We start from the raw sequence: 15,295 nt of genomic DNA on the forward strand, positions 1-15,295 counted from the left end.
ACGGATGGCTAATAAATATCGGCGAAGCGGGGTCCGCGAGCTCGGGCATGCCGTAACGGACATTCATCAAGTCATTCATCCTGGAGTAAACGTAATGACGACTACGGTCGGAATCGATGTGGGGGGTACGTTCACCGATCTCGTGCTCATCGACGACAGCACGGGCGACGTGCGGCTCGCCAAGGTGCCGAGCACGCTGGACAATCAGGCGCGTGGCGTATTGCAGGCGCTCGAACAGACCGGTGTCGCGCTCGACACCATCAGCAGCATCGTGCACGGCACGACCACGACGACCAATGCGGTACTGGAGCGCAAGCTGGCGAAAGTCGGCCTGATTACGACGCGCGGCTTTCGCGACGTGCTCGAACTCGGGCGCCGCACGCGCCCGACCGCATACGGTCTGCGCGGCAACTTCGTGCCGCTCGTCGCGCGTAACCTGCGTGTCGAAGTCGACGAACGCTGCGATGCATCGGGCAACGTGGTGACGCCGCTCGACGAGCGGCAGTTTATCGAGGCCATGAATCGACTCGTCGAGCAGGGCGCCGAGTCGCTGCTGATCCACTTTCTGCATGCCTATTCGAATCCCGGGCATGAACAGCGCGCGCTCGAACTGGCCGCCGAGCATTGGCCCAACGAATATGTAACGGCGGCCCATCAGATCACGGCGGAGTTTCGCGAGTACGAGCGAGGTACGGCGGGCGCGGTCAACGCCTCGGTTCAGCCGATTCTCGACCGCTATGTGCGGCGGCTTCAGGACGAATTGCAGAACGCGGGCTTCGGCACCGATCTGCTCGTGATGCAAGGCAACGGCGGCACGGTGCCGGCCCGCGCGGTAAGCCGCACGGCCGTCAACACGGTGATGTCCGGACCCGCATCCGGCGTGATGGCCGCCGCGCACGTGTCGCGCGTGTGCGGCTTTCCGAACCTGATTACTTACGACATGGGCGGCACTTCGTCCGACGTGGCGTTGATCGAAGGGGGCGTGCCGAAAGTCTCGAGCGAACTCGAACTCGAATATGCGATGCCGATCCATGTGCCGATGGTCGACGTGCATACGGTCGGCGCGGGCGGCGGCTCGATTGCGCGCGTGAACGCGGGCGGCATCCTCAAGGTCGGGCCGGAAAGCGCGGGCTCGATGCCGGGCCCGATCTGCTATGGACGGGGCGGCACGTTGCCGACCATCACCGACGCCAATCTCGTTCTCGGCCGTCTGAATCCCGACAAGCTCCTGAGCGTCGACAACAAGGTGTCGATGGATTTCGTCGCCGACTGTATTCGCAAGGAAGTCGCGGAGCCGCTCGGTCTGAGCGTGCATGACGCGGCGGCGGCGATTCTGCGCGTCGGCAATCAGAATATGGCGAATGCGATCCGGCTCGTCAGTCTCGCGCGCGGTTACGATCCGCGCGATTTCGCGCTGTTCGGTTTCGGCGGCGCGGGGCCGCTGCATTCGACGGCGCTTGCGCGCGAGCTCGGTATCCCGACCGTGCTGATTCCGGTGCGACCGGGTTTGACCAATGCGCTCGGCTGCCTCGTCGCCGATGTGCGTCACGATCTGGTGCAGTCGTTCAACAAACCGCTGGGTCTCATCGACGACGCCGATCTCGAAGCCAGCCTCGCGCACCAGACCGCGGAAGGGCGCCAGCGTATCGAGAAAAGCGGCATCGCCGTGTTCGACATCGAGTTGCGCTACACGGCGGAAATGCAGTTCCAGGGGCAAAGCCATCTGCTGGTCGTCGACATTCTCCGCGAGCAGGCGACGCGCGCCGCGCTGGCCGCAGCGTTCGAAAAAGCGTACTGGCAGCGCTTCAAGGTCAAGCTGTCCGAACTGCGGCCGGTACTGGTATCGCTAAACACCAGCATCGTCGCGAAGCGCTACGTGCCGGACCTCGGCACGCTCGCGAAAGCCGAGCCCGTAGCGTCGCTTGCCGATGCGCGAGTCGGCATCCGGCCGGTGTGGTTCGAGCAGGGCGGCTGGCACGACACACCGGTCTTTCGCCGCGAACGCCTGCCCGAATGCGAATTCGCGGGCCCCGCAATCGTCGAGCAGCTCGATTCGACCACCGTGCTCGAACCGGGCAATACCGCGAAACTCGATAGCGCGGGCAATCTCATCGTGAAAGTTGCTGGATAAAAGAGGCTCTTATGAAGACCATCGATTCGGTCACCCTCAGCGTTATTCAAAGCGGGTTGCAGCAGGTCTGCAACGAAATGGATCTGGCGTTCTGCCGCGCCGCGTTTTCGCCGGTGATTTCGGAATCGCAGGACCGCTCGAACGGCATTTACGATCGCGAGACGGGGCGCCTGATTGCACAAGGCGATTACGGTCTGCCGATTTTCGTCGGCACGATGCAGTTCTCGACGCAGGAAGTCATCCGGCGTGCGAAGGAGATTCGCGAAGGCGACATCTTCGTCATCAACGATCCGTATATGGGCGGCACGCACCTGATGGACGTGCGTTTCACAATGCCGTTCTTCTATCGTGGCGAACTGTTCGCGTGGCTCGCGAATACCGGCCACTGGCCCGACATCGGCGGCATGGTGCCGGGCGGCTTTTCCGCGCACGCGACGGAGATCGAGCAGGAAGGCCTGCGCTTGCCGCCCGTCAAGCTCTTCAAGGAAGGTCAGCTCGATGAGGAGCTGCTGTCGATCATCATGTCGAACATCCGCATTGCCGAGCAGCGGATCGGCGACATCAAGGCCCAGGCCGCGGCGCTGACGATCGGCGCGGAACGTCTGACGCAAATGCTCGATCGTTACGGCAAGGACACGATAGAAGCGGCAATCGCGGCGCTCAACGATCGCTCCGAGGCACAGATGCGCGATTGCATCCGGCAGATTCCGGACGGCGAATATCGCGGCCGCTCGTATCTCGATTCGGACGGCGTGGTCGACGAGCCGCTCGTCATCGATCTCACGGTCACCAAACGGGGCGACTCGCTGACGTTCGATCTGTCGCAATCGAGTCCGCCGTGCCAGGGGCCGATGAACAGCGTGCTGGCGACCACCAAGGCATCGGTGTACCTCGCGATGAAGCACATCTTTCCGGACGTGCCGATCAACGCGGGAACGTTCGCGCCGATCGAGGTGCTCGATCCGGTCGGCACGTTTCTCGACGCGCAATATCCACGCCCGGTATCCGGCTGCGCGGCCGAAGTGAGCCAGCGCATCGCCGAGGCCGTGTTTCATGCGCTGGTCGATGCGCTGCCCGATCTGCTGTTCGCGGCGCCGGCCGGCACGACGGCGAATCTCGCGATTGGCGGCCACGATCCCGAACGCAACCGCTCGTACGTGATGTATGCGATTTCGGGCGGCGGCTATGGCGGCTATTCAGGCGGCGACGGATTGACGAACGGCTGCTCGACCATCGGCATTTCGAAGTCGCAGCCCGTGGAAATTCTGGAGCAGAATTATCCGATACTGTTCGAGCAATATGCGATTCATGAAGGATCGGGCGGCGCGGGCACGTATCGCGGCGGCATGGGGATTCATTTCCGCCTGCGTCTGCTGCGCGGCACGGCGAAGGCGTCGATGGTGATGGACCACGGCCGGTTCGGGCCGCCGGGCGCGCGCGGCGGCAAGGACGGCGGCAAGACGCGCATCGTCATCTATCGCGACGGCGAGCCGTATGAGCCGCCTCACGTCAGCAAGGATCAGGGCATCGTGCTGAAGGCGGGCGATATCGTCGAGGTGTTCACGCCGGGCGGCGGCGGCTTCGGCAATCCCGGCGAGCGCGCGCACGATGCGCTCGAGGCCGATATCGAACTCGGCTATTACACGCGCGAACTGGCCGAAGCGCTGTTTTCGTAACCCGGAGCGCGGCGCACAGCAGGTCGCGCGCGTCGCATTTTCTTCTTACGTCACGCAATCAGATCCATCAAATCATGACATATCCAGCCGATTCGTCCGCATCACGCGCCCTGTTCGAACGGGCACAACGTTCTCTGCCGGGCGGCAATACCCGCACGACGGTTTTCATGAAGCCGCATCCCGTGTATGCCGTGCGCGGCGAGGGGTGTCGCGTGTGGGATGCAGACGGTGTTGTCCGCATCGACTGCATCAACAATTTCACGTCGCAGATTCACGGCTATGGACATCCCGCGATCAAGGCGGCGATACAGGAGCAGCTCGAACTCGGCACTGCATTCGGCATGCCGACCGAATCGGAGATCGAACTGGCCGAGTTGCTCTGCGAGCGCATTGCATCAGTCGAAACCGTGCGGTTCATGAATTCGGGCACGGAAGCGGTGATGAATGCGCTCAAGGCGGCGCGCGCCTACACGGGCCGCGCAAAGATCGCCAAGGTGGAAGGTGCTTACCATGGCTCTTACGATTACTCGGAAGTCAGCCTCGATCCGACGCCGGAAAACTGGGGCGGCGTGCAGCCCGCTTCGGTCGCGTACGCCGCGGGAACGCCGCGCGGTGTGACCAATGACGTGATCGTCCTGCCGTTCAACGATCCCGAAGGGGCGCGACGTCTGATCGAACAGCATGGCGACGAACTCGCGTGCGTGCTGGTCGACCCGATGCCTAATCGCGCGGGTCTCGTTCCCGCAACGAGCGACTATATTCGCGCGCTGCGCGAGGCGAGCACCAAGGTCGGCGCGCTACTGGTTTTCGACGAAGTGATTACGTTGCGCATCGGCTATCACGGCGCGCAACCGTTCTGGAACGTCGAGGCGGATCTGACGGCGATGGGCAAGGTCATCGGCGGCGGGTTTCCGGTCGGCGCGGTGGGCGGAAGGCGCGACGTCATGGACGTGTTCAGCCCGCTGCGCGGCAAGCCGGCGTTACCGCACGGGGGCACGTTCTCGGCGAATCCGATGACGATGCGCGCGGGCCTTGCGGCGATGAAGCTGCTCGATCGGGAAGCGTTCGCCCGTCTCGACGCGATCGGCGATGCGGTGCGGGATGGGATGCGGGCTTCGTTGCGCCGGCATGGCGTACCGGGGAGTGTCGTCGGGTGCGGTTCGCTGCTGAAGGTGCATTTGACCGCGCGGGAAGTCTCCGACTATCGCAGCGCGCTTCCCGACACGACCGAGGCTCAGCGGTTGAATGCTTTCAATCTCTCGCTGTTGAACCGGGGCGTCATGGCCGCGAGTTATGGCCTGATGGCGCTGTCCACGCCGATGACGGACAGTGACGTTGCCGAAATCGTCGCGGCCATGGACGGTGCGGTTCAGGATGTGGCAAGCCTGATGTAAGCACGGTTCCACGTAGGGCGAAGACGGTGACGGGCGGATCGGCAGGATTCGCCCGAAGTGTCGGTGCTAACACGTAAGATCGCAACGAACTCCTTATTAACACTAACGGCAGAAATTTCCTCTGCCGCGCCGAACTCAGAGATCGATAACCAGCACCGGCGTTTTCGAGCGCGAACAACACGGCAAAAACTGATCGTTTGCCGCGCGCTCCTCATCGGTCAGATAGACATCGCGATGATCCGGCTCTCCGGCCAGCACGCGAGTCAGACACGTCCCGCACACACCTTGCTCGCACGATACGGGCACCTCGATGCCGCACGTGCGCAAAGCCTCGACGACGGTCGTGCCCGCGGGAACCTCCACCAGCTTGCCGGAACTCGCGAGCGACACCTGGAACGCCACATTGCTGTCGCTGCTACCCTCGACCTCCTGCCTCGCGCCGAAGTATTCGCGATGCAGGTTCGCGGCGGGCCAGCCTGCGTTCGTCGCCGCGCCGAGCACTGCGTCGATGAATCCGGCCGGGCCGCATACGTACACATGCGTGTCCTGGTCCGGCTGGGCAAGCACGGCTTGAAGGTCGATCCGTTGCTCGGCCGTGTCGCTATCGAAGTACAGGTGCGAATGCTCTTTCAGTCCGGCTTGCGCGAGGCGATCGAGGAATGCCGCGCGCGCGGGCTCGCGTGTGCAGTAGTGCAGTTCGAACGAGCGGCCGGTGTCGAGAAGCTCCATCGCCATGCACAGAATCGGCGTGATGCCGATGCCGCCGGCCAGCAGAATGGTGTGCTTTGCATGCGCGTCGAGCGGAAAGTGATTGCGCGGCTCGCTGATCTCGAGCGTGGCGCCGGCGGCGTAGGCATGCATCGCGATGGACCCGCCGCGCGAGGCGGGATCGCGCAGCACGCCGATCTGATACACCCCGCGTTCGGCGGGGCTGTTGCACAGCGAATACTGGCGCGTAAAACCGTCGACGTGCACGTCGATATGCGCGCCGGCCGAGAACGGCGGCAGCGGCTCGCTATCGGCGGACGACAGTTCGAACAGGCAGATGTCGGTGGCGAGGGGCAGCTTGCGTGTAATGATGGCTTTCATGGCGCTTCGAATAACGGTGAGGCGTTCACGGCGGCCGTGCGGCCGCCTCGCTCGCAACCTCGAGTTAGCATTCCTGCTGCAGGATTCGATCCAGCACACGGCGCGACTGCACGCCGCCTGCATCGATGTTGAGCTTCATGATCGGCCGCTCCGGCCAGCGCGACAGGTTGCGCTGCTGCGCCTCGAGAATTTCGAGGTCTTCCGAGAAGATGCGGCCCTGGCCCGTGCGGATCGTCTCGGTCAGTGCCGTGTCGTTGACGGCGAAATTGCGCGCCATGCCCCAGAAATACCAGATCGACGTTTCGGTTTCCGGCGTGATGAAGTCGACCACGATGCTCGACACCTTGTGCTCGGAGTTCGCGTCATAACCGCCGTGGCCGGCATGCGCAACGCCGACTTCGATCATCACGTGGCTCGGCGGCGTGAAGTGGCAGATCTGCCAGCGATCGCACGGCACGTCGTCGGCGAGGCCGTTGCCGCGCAGCGCGGCGGCCCAGAACGGCGGCGGCGCGATGTTCTCCATGAAGCGGCTCGTCGTGACGGTGTCGCCGTCGACCTTCGTGGCGGGCGGGGCTTCCTCGATCTCAGGCTGGCCGATGCTCGTCGCGTGCACGTAGGTTTCGTGCGTCAGGTCCATCAGGTTGTCGATCATCAGGCGGTAATCGCAGTCGATGTGATAGAGCCCGCCGCCATAAGCCCACGCGGGATTCTCCGCCCAGTCGAGATGATGGATCGTCGCGGGGTCCGCCTTGCCGGCGTCGCCGGGCCAGACCCAGATAAAGCCGTATCGTTCGACGGTCGGGAACACGCGCACCGACGGAATGCCGCCGACACGCTGACACGGCATGCTCACGCACTTGCCGTTCGCGCCCATGGTGAGACCGTGGTAGCCGCACACGAGCAGGCCGTCGCGCACGCTGCCGAGCGACAGCGGCGCGCCGCGGTGCGGGCAGAAGTCTTCGAGCGCGGCCACGGAGCCGTCCGCCGAGCGATAGAACACCATGCGCTCGCCGCAAATCTGCCGGCCGAGTGGCTTGCCGTCGATTTCATCGGGCGTGCAGGCAACGTACCACGCGTTTTTGGGAAACATGTTCTCTCCTCCATGGCGCATCGCGGCGCCCTGTGTCTATGGGATAGGTCAGGCGGTGGGGTGACCGCGTGCGCGGTCCGGGATCTAGCGTGTGCCGCGGCGGATCAGATTCCCGCCGATCAGGCGCGATAACGCGCGCTGGTTTTCGAGCACGCGGTTCAGGTTCTGGTGCGCGATTCGCGCGTGCTCGCGCATCAACGCTTCGGCGCGCGCACCTTCGCGATTCTCGATTGCCGAGAGCACCGCGCGATGCTGGGCCTGGGCGACGACCAGCGTTTCGCGCGCGCGCGGGTCCAGCGACTGCACGACGACGAAGGCGCTCGCCGACGCGAACGGCAAGGTCGACGCTTTTTCGATCTGGCGCTGCACGACCTGACTGCCCGACGCGCTGGCGAGGAGCCGATGGAAGTTCGCGTTCGCTTCCACGTAGCGCGAAAAGGTTTCTTCGGAAAGTTCGCCGACCAGCAAGGCGTCGATTTCGTCGACGCAATCGTTGAGGTCGCGAAACATCGTATGCGAGATGCCGCGCTCGGCCGCGAGCCTGGCCGCGAGTCCTTCGAGCGTGCCGCGCAGTTCGATCGAATCGCGGATTTCGTATTCGCTGAACGAGCGTACCGCAAAGCCGCCGGACGGGATCGGCTCGACCAGACCTTCTTCCTGCAACCGGATCAGCCCGGCCCTCACGGGCGTGCGCGACACGCCGAGGCGCTCGACGACCCAGAGTTCGGAGATGCGTTCTCCCGGGCTCAGGTCGCCGCCGAGAATCAGTTCTCTCAAGCCGAGAAGGGCGCGCACGGTTTGCGATGCCGAGGCGGCGGATTTGCTGTCGACGGTGGAATTTTCGATGTCGGGCATGGCATGTCCGGAAGGGTTGCGCGGGCGGGCCGATTCAGGAAATGGCTCGGCTGCCTCGCTCGATGGATACAGAGTGTATACATCGAGGCGCTATTTTCAAAACATAGCAGGGGGAGTTACGGGTAAACCACGAGATTTTGTGAGCGACAAAACATAAATTGTGTACAACGTAAGACGATTAAAGATCGCGCATCGTATTTCCACGCGGCTCGAAAGACGATCGCGCGAGCCGCGCTGCGCCAGCCGGCGCGCGCTATAGCCCCGCGCTCAGGTGCATCCGTTTCGTATTCGGCAGCGGTTCGTGCTGCATCGGTCCCTTGATGAGTTCGCTCATCGCGTTGCGGGCCCAGCGGTTGGCCGGCTCGTGATGAAAGCGCGGATGCCAGTACAGATAGAGGTCGTACTTGGGCGCGGGGAACGGCAGCGGCAACAGCTTGACGTTCACGAACTCCGCGAAACGCCGACCGACCGCCTGAGGGACGGCCGCGATCATGTCCGACCCGGCCACGATGAACGGCACGCCGATGAAGCGCGGCACGCTGAAGCGCACGTTGATGCGAATGCCGAGGCGTTCGTGAGCGCGTTCGAGCACGTCCTGCTCGCGGCCCTCGGGATGGACGATCACGTGCGCGGCGTTGCGGTATTGATCGAGCGATAGCGTGTCGCCAATCTCGGGGTGATCGTCGCGGGCGATGCACACGTAGGAGTGCCGGTACAGCGCCTTGCGCTTGAGCGCCTCGCTCTTGAGCCCCGGGAAGTAGCCGATCGCGAGATCGACTTCGCCGCTCGCGAGGCCTTCCTCGAGCTCCGGCATGCTGAGCGCGACGGTCTTGATGCTCACGTGCGGCGCGGTTCTGGCGAGAAAGCTTTGCAGACGCGGCAGAAACACCATCTCGCCGATATCGGACATGCACAGCACGAAATTGCGCGACGACTCCGCGGGCCGGAATTCAGGGGCCGGAAGAATCTCGGTCTGCACGAGATCGAGCAGCCGCGCCACCGGATCGCCGAGCGCCTGCGCGCGGGGCGTGGGTTCCATGCCGCGCCCGGTACGCACGAAGAGCGGGTCCCCGAACAGTTCGCGCAGTTTCGACAACGCATAGCTCATTGCCGGCTGGCTCAAGCCGATGCTCACACCGGCCTGCGTCACATGGCGCTTCTTCAGCAGCGCATCGAACACCTTCAGCAGATTCAGATCGACCTGACGAATATCCATAGTTTGGATGATCCCTATCGACGTTACATAATTGACGGATTTTATCGCCGTTTTTAACATCGTTTCCAAACTAAAGGAGTGAGACACCATGTCTGAAGAACAGAAGCCGCAACGCCCGTTGCGCAGCAATTTCCCCCGTGGTTCCTATCTCGGCGCGGTACGCGCCGCCCAGTGGCGCAATCTCGGCATCAGCGAAGAGGACCTCGACAAGCCGAAGATCGCCATCGTCAATTCGTCGTCGGAACTCGCGACGTGCTTCAGCCACCTCGACGGCATTGCCGCGCAGCTGAAAGAGGCGATTCGCGCGGCGGGGGCCTTGCCGTTCGAAATCCGCACGGCCGCGCCGAGCGACTTCATTACCGGTGCCGGCGCGCGCGGCGCATACATGCTGGCTGCCCGCGACCTCGTCACGAACGACATCGAAGTGGCCGTAGAAGGCGCGCAACTCGACGGCATGGTGTGCCTCGCCTCGTGCGACAAAACAGTGCCGGGTCAGTTGATGGCCGCCGCGCGGCTGAACATACCGACCATCGTCGTTGCGTGCGGCTATCAGCCGAGCGGCGAATATCGGGGCGAGCACGTCGATATCGAAGACGTGTTCGTCGGCGCGATGCACACGCTGACCGGCAAGCTTCCGGTCGAGGACCTCATCGGCATGAGCCAGAACGCGATTCGCGGCCCCGGCGTGTGCTCGGGACTCGGCACCGCGAATTCGATGCATATGGTGAGCGAGGCGCTCGGTATGTCGCTGCCGGGCAGCACGCCGGTGGCCGCCAACAGCGAAAAGATGTTCGCCTTCGTGCGCCAAGCCGGCGCGCGCATCGTCGAGATGGTGCGCGACGACCTGAAGCCGCGCGATATCCTCACGCGCGGCGCGTTCGCGAACGCGGTGAAGACGGTGTTGGCCGTCGGCGGTTCGATCAACACGGTGAAACATATGCAGGCGGTCGCGGCCGAAGGCGGGATCGACGTCGACGTGTATGCGCTGTTCGAGGAATTTGCCGCCCAGATTCCGGTGCTGACCGGCGTGCGTCCGGTCGGCTCGCACACGATCGAGCAACTGGAAGCGGCCGGCGGCGGTCGCGGCGTGATGAAGCGGCTCGAAGCATGGCTCGACACCGGCGCCTTGACCGTGACGGGGCGCACGGTCAAGGACAACCTGCAGGATGTCTGGATTGCCGACGACGAAGTGATTCGCACGCCTGAGCGCGCGTTCGCCAATCATCCGGCCATCGTGCTCGTGCGCGGCAATCTCGCGCCGCAGGCCGGCATCGTCAAATTCGGCATTTCGCCGGACAAGCAGCGTACGTTCACCGGCAAGGCACTGTGCTACTCGACTTCCGACGACGCGATTGCGGCGATCAAGGACGGCCGCATCCAGCCGGGCAACGTCGTCGTGATGCGCGGCGCGGGCGTGTGCGGCGGCCCGGCGATGGGCGGCGGCGCCTCGCGCGTCGTCTTCGCGATCGATGGCGCGGGCCTGTCCGAACAGGTTGCCATGCTGACCGACGGACACCTGTCCGGTCTCGTCTGCAAGGGGCTGGTGGTGGCCGAGGTCTCGCCGGAAGCGGCGACCGGCGGGCCGCTCGCGCTCGTGGAGGACGGCGACACGGTCGAGATCGACCTCGAGCGGCGCGTTTGCAATCTGCAGGTGGACGAAGCCGAAGTGGCGCGCCGCCGCGCCGCGTGGCAGCGCCCCGCGCCCGTCAACGACACCGGCTGGCTGAAGATCTATCGCGCGACGGTCGGCACGATGCCGCAAGGCGCGGTGCTCGGCGCGGACCGGCCGGCGCGGGAGCGTTGAGATGGGCGCCGAAACCGTAATCGACATCGGTACGGTCATCGAGCGGCAGCAGACCCATCGCTTCGGGGTACTGCTGATCGTCGCGATGGGCGTGATGATGATGACCGAGGGCTACGACCTCGCCGCGATGGCGTTCGCGGCGCCGGCGCTCAGCCGCGCGTGGCATCTCGGGCACGGCGTGCTCGGCCCGGTGTTCGGCGCGTTCGTGTTCGGCACGATGATTGGCGCGTTCGCACTCGGCTATCTCGGCGACGTGATCGGCCGCAAGCGCACGATCATCATCGGCAGCGTCGTGCTCGCAGTGTTCACGCTTGCGGCGTCGCGCGCGACGGGGCTCGAACAGTTGCTCGTGCTGCGCTTTCTCGCAGGCATCGGCATCGGCGGCGTCGTGCCGAACGCGATCGCGTACACCACCGAGTTCGCGCCGAAGCGCTGGCGCGCGACGTGGGTCACGCTGATGTACACCGGCTACACGATCGGCAGTAGCGTCGGTGGTCTCGTATCCGCGTGGCTCGTGCCGAAGTTCGGCTGGCAGGTGGTGTTCGTGATCGGCGGCATCGCGCCGCTCGTGACGAGCGCGATGCTGTGGTTTGCGGTGCCGGAGTCGATCCGCTTCCTGACGCTGAAGGGCCGGCATGCCGAAGTCGCGCGAATCGTTGCGCGGATCTCGCCGGGTTTCGTCGTCGAGCCGCAAGCGCGCTTCGCGACCGGCGGCGGTTCGCAGGGTGACGCGCATGGCGATGCCCGCGACGGCTCGCTGCGGCTCCTGTTCGCGGGCCGGCTGCGTGCGCTGACGCCGGTGTTGTGGGCCGTGTACATCGCCAACTCGATGGCGCTGTTTTTCCTTAGCAGCTGGCTGCCGGTGCTGATCGAAAGCGTCGGTCTAGCGCCGCAACAGGCGGCTCTCGTATCGGCGATGTTCCAGCTCGGCGGCACGCTGGGTGGTCTCGCGCTGATGCGCTTCGTCGACACGCGCGGCGCGATCATCATCACCGTGCTGCCGCTGGTCGGTACGCCGCTCGTCGCGCTGCTCGGCACCGGCTTGCCGGGGCCGATGCTCGTCGCGGCCGTGTTTCTCACGGGCTTCACGGTGGTCGGCACGCAGTTCGGCCTGAACGCCGTTGCCGCGCTCGTCTATCCGACCGCGCTGCGCGCGAAAGGCACCGGTTCGGCGGTCGGCATCCAGAAGATCGGTGCCATCGCGGGGCCGGTGATCGGCGGCATGTTGATGGCCGCGCATCTGCCCGTCGAGCAACTGTTCTTCTTCGGCGCGGCGCCGGTCGCGCTCGTCGCGGCACTCGCCTTCGTCCTCGGCCGCCTGCATCGTCGTCGCGACGACGCCGCGCCGGACAACACTCAATCAGGAGCAGCCCATGTCGCTTGAAGTCGTTCCCATTGACGCCGCGCGTCCGGATTTCGCCGGTCTCGCGCGAGGCGTCGATCTCGCCGGGCCGATCGCCGAAGACGTCGCCTGCGCGATCGACGCGGCCATGAACCACTACGCGGTGCTCGTGTTCCGCGGGCAGCCGCTCACGCAGGAACAGCAGCTTGCGTTCGCGGGCGCGCTCGGGCCGCTCGATCTCGGCTTCAAGCGCGTGGCCCGTCCGCATGCGCGGCTCGCCTACCAGGAGCTGGCCGACATCTCGAACATCGACGAGTCCGGACAGGTTGCGGACCGCGCGCATCGGCGCATCGTCGGCAACCTGGCGAACCAGCTATGGCACAGCGACAGTTCGTTCCAGCAGCCGGCTGCGCGCTATTCGATGCTGTATGCGGTCGTGGTGCCCGAGTGGGGCGGCGAGACCGAGTACGCGGACATGCGTGCCGCGTGGGACGCGCTCGATCCGCGCGACCAGCGGGACCTCGACGGGCTCGAAGCGGAGCACTACGCGCTGTACTCGCGCTTCCTGCTCGGCGATACCGAGTACACCGAAGAACAGCGCAACGCGTTGCCGCCGGTGCGCTGGCCGATCGTTCGCGAGCACGCGGGGTCGGGCCGCCGGCATCTGTTTATCGGCGCGCATACGACGCATGTCGTCGATCGCACGATCGCCGAAGGACGCATGTTGCTGGCGGACCTGCTCGAACATGCGACCGCGCGCCGCTTCGTGTACGCGCATCAGTGGCAGCCCGGCGACCTCGTGATCTGGGACAACCGCTGCACGCTGCATCGAGGCCGCCGCTACGACCTGTCGGTGCGCCGCGAACTGCGGCGCGCGACGACGATCGACGTGGATCGCCACGCCGGGCCGAACACGGCTCAACCCGAACCTGCACACGGAGCGCGGTAAATGAAGCTGAACGACGACGAACAGGCGATGCTCGACGGCCGCGACGGCCCGGCCGTGCAGCGCGCGATGGATCTGCTCGTGCGCTATGGCGAAGCGCTCGGTGCGCCACGGCTGGTGGACACCAACAACGTATGCGGCACGGTCGGCGCGACGATGCCGTTCCTGCGCGATTACGCGGCGCAGCACGGCGGCCTCGACGCGGTGTTTTCCGAATTCAATCTCGACAGCCCGGATGTCGTCGAGGTGCCGAAGGCGAAGGTGTTCAGCAGCCATTTGCAGCAGGGGCTCGACCCGGAGCATGCGCAGCGCCAGGGGATAGATAGCCAGATCGTCAAGCTCTATCGCCAGGGCGAAGCCTACACGGGGCGCCTCGGCATCCAGCCGCTCAATACCTGCGCGCCGTATCTGGCCGGCAACGTGCCGGTGCGCGGCGAGCATTGCGCGTGGATGGAGTCGTCGGCGGTGATCTACATCAACGCGGTGCTCGGCGCGCGCACGAACGCGGAAGGCCGCGAGAGCACGGGCGCCGCGATGCTGACCGGCAAGATTCCTTACTGGGGTCTGCACCTCGACGAGAACCGCGGCGGCACGCATCTGATCGAGCTCGATATCGAGGTGAAGACGGTGCAGGACTGGGGGCTGCTCGGCTACTACGTCGGCGAAGTCGTGCAGGACCGCATTCCGGTAATCGACGGGCTGCGCGACGTGCCGAACCTGCCGAAGCTCAAGCACTTCGGCGCGGCGGCGGCATCGTCCGGCGGTGTCGAGATGTATCACATCGTCGGTCAGACGCCGGAGGCGCGCACGCGCGACGAAGCGTTCCGTGGCCGCCGGCCGGTCGAGACGATCCGCTATGGCGCGGCCGAGCGGCGTCTCGCGTACGAACGCGTGAACACCACCGCGAAGGATGCGCAGGTCGATTTCGTGATGCTTGGCTGTCCGCACTATTCGATCGAGCAGATCTGGGAAGTGTGCCAACTGCTGGAAGGCCGGCGCATCGGCGCGAACACCGAGCTATGGATCTTCACCGCGCGCGCGACACGGCAACTCGCCGACCAGGCCGGCTACACGAAGCTGATCGAGGACGCGGGCGGCGTGCTGATGACCGATACGTGCTCGGCGATCGGCCGCGTGATGCCCAAGGGCACGCGCGTCGTCGCGCTCGACTCGGCGAAGCAGGCGCATTATCTGCCCGCGATCATGGGCGTACAGGCATGGTTCGGCACCACGGCCGACTGCATCGAGGCCGCAGTGACGGGCCGCTGGCAAGGAGGGCTTACCGCATGAACGCGAAGAACGACGACACGACGGCGGGCGCAGCGGACGCGGCCATCGTGCTGCATGGCCGCAAGGTGGTCGGCGGCTGTATCGAGGGCGAAGCGCTGGTGACGCGCGATCGCATCTCCGGCTGGGGCGGCATCGACCCGCGCACCGGCACGATCATCGAGACGCGCCACGAACTGCGCGGACAGAGCTTCGCGAACAAGGTGCTCGTGTTTCCGGGCGCGAAGGGCTCGTCGGGCTGGTCGAGCCAGTTCCATATCGCACGGATCGCCGGCACCGCGCCGGCGGCGATGCTGTTCAACGAAATGACCACGAAGATCGCGCTCGGCGCGGTGGTCAGCCATGCGCCCTCGCTGACCGACTTCGACGTCGATCCGCTCGACGTGATCGAAACGGGCGACTGGGTCCGCGTCGATGCCGACCGTGGTGTCGTCGAAGTGCTGAAGCGCGGTCGCGCCTGAGCTT

The 15,295-nt window shown here is 65.1% G+C and carries 12 protein-coding genes; 8 read left to right on the forward strand and 4 right to left on the reverse strand.

Translation table 11 applies throughout. The features are described 5' to 3' along the window. Nucleotides 1-94: 94 nt before the first annotated feature. From F3J20_RS09980 to F3J20_RS09990, 3 genes are all read left to right on the forward strand, one after another. Nucleotides 95-2,131 carry a hydantoinase/oxoprolinase family protein gene (locus F3J20_RS09980; protein ID WP_167283297.1) on the forward strand — a complete coding sequence of 679 codons (2,037 nt, stop codon included), beginning with the start codon at nucleotides 95-97 and terminating at the stop codon, nucleotides 2,129-2,131. 11 nt (nucleotides 2,132-2,142) lie between these two features. Continuing rightward, nucleotides 2,143-3,807, forward strand: coding sequence for a hydantoinase B/oxoprolinase family protein (locus F3J20_RS09985; protein ID WP_167044331.1), 1,665 nt, complete (start codon nucleotides 2,143-2,145; stop codon nucleotides 3,805-3,807). Between the two features lie 167 nt (nucleotides 3,808-3,974). Further along, nucleotides 3,975-5,201 (forward strand): aspartate aminotransferase family protein, encoded by a 1,227-nt coding sequence (locus F3J20_RS09990; protein ID WP_205193016.1) that lies wholly within the window; start codon nucleotides 3,975-3,977, stop codon nucleotides 5,199-5,201. A gap of 135 nt (nucleotides 5,202-5,336) precedes the next feature. Here F3J20_RS09990 and F3J20_RS09995 read toward each other — a convergent pair whose 3' ends face one another. From F3J20_RS09995 to F3J20_RS10010, 4 genes are all read right to left on the reverse strand, one after another. Next, a complete protein-coding gene (locus F3J20_RS09995) occupies nucleotides 5,337-6,290 on the reverse strand; it encodes a PDR/VanB family oxidoreductase (RefSeq protein WP_167044325.1) in 954 nt (317 codons plus the stop codon). Nucleotides 6,291-6,354: 64 nt separating this feature from the next. Beyond that, nucleotides 6,355-7,380 carry an aromatic ring-hydroxylating dioxygenase subunit alpha gene (locus tag F3J20_RS10000; protein WP_167044322.1) on the reverse strand — a complete coding sequence of 342 codons (1,026 nt, stop codon included), beginning with the start codon at nucleotides 7,378-7,380 and terminating at the stop codon, nucleotides 6,355-6,357. Nucleotides 7,381-7,464: 84 nt separating this feature from the next. Beyond that, nucleotides 7,465-8,235 carry a GntR family transcriptional regulator gene (locus F3J20_RS10005; protein ID WP_167283298.1) on the reverse strand — a complete coding sequence of 257 codons (771 nt, stop codon included), beginning with the start codon at nucleotides 8,233-8,235 and terminating at the stop codon, nucleotides 7,465-7,467. Nucleotides 8,236-8,488: 253 nt separating this feature from the next. Further along, the gene (locus F3J20_RS10010) at nucleotides 8,489-9,451 is read right to left on the reverse strand and encodes a LysR family transcriptional regulator (protein ID WP_167044316.1); all 963 of its coding nucleotides are present in this window, start codon (nucleotides 9,449-9,451) and stop codon (nucleotides 8,489-8,491) included. An 88-nt stretch (nucleotides 9,452-9,539) separates the two neighbouring features. On the opposite strand from F3J20_RS10010, the gene ilvD reads away from it, so the two are divergent. Genes ilvD through F3J20_RS10035 form a run of 5 tightly spaced genes read left to right on the forward strand, consistent with a single transcriptional unit; the run spans nucleotide 9,540 to nucleotide 15,291 of the window. After that, complete coding sequence (ilvD, locus tag F3J20_RS10015) at nucleotides 9,540-11,255, forward strand: dihydroxy-acid dehydratase (RefSeq protein ID WP_167283299.1); 1,716 nt, start codon at nucleotides 9,540-9,542, stop codon at nucleotides 11,253-11,255. Between the two features lies 1 nt (nucleotide 11,256). Then, the gene (locus F3J20_RS10020) at nucleotides 11,257-12,639 is read left to right on the forward strand and encodes an MFS transporter (protein ID WP_167044310.1); all 1,383 of its coding nucleotides are present in this window, start codon (nucleotides 11,257-11,259) and stop codon (nucleotides 12,637-12,639) included. Then, a complete protein-coding gene (locus F3J20_RS10025) occupies nucleotides 12,629-13,546 on the forward strand; it encodes a TauD/TfdA family dioxygenase (RefSeq protein WP_167283300.1) in 918 nt (305 codons plus the stop codon). The genes F3J20_RS10020 and F3J20_RS10025 overlap by 11 nt, the downstream gene beginning before the upstream one ends. Next, complete coding sequence (locus F3J20_RS10030) at nucleotides 13,547-14,833, forward strand: aconitase X catalytic domain-containing protein (RefSeq protein ID WP_167044303.1); 1,287 nt, start codon at nucleotides 13,547-13,549, stop codon at nucleotides 14,831-14,833. Further along, nucleotides 14,830-15,291 (forward strand): DUF126 domain-containing protein, encoded by a 462-nt coding sequence (locus F3J20_RS10035; protein ID WP_167044300.1) that lies wholly within the window; start codon nucleotides 14,830-14,832, stop codon nucleotides 15,289-15,291. Before F3J20_RS10030 ends, F3J20_RS10035 begins: the two co-directional genes overlap by 4 nt. The last annotated feature ends 4 nt before the right edge of the window (nucleotides 15,292-15,295 follow it).

It is taken from the genome of Paraburkholderia sp. Cy-641 (genome assembly GCF_011752945.1).
Classification (GTDB): Bacteria; Pseudomonadota; Gammaproteobacteria; order Burkholderiales; family Burkholderiaceae; genus Paraburkholderia.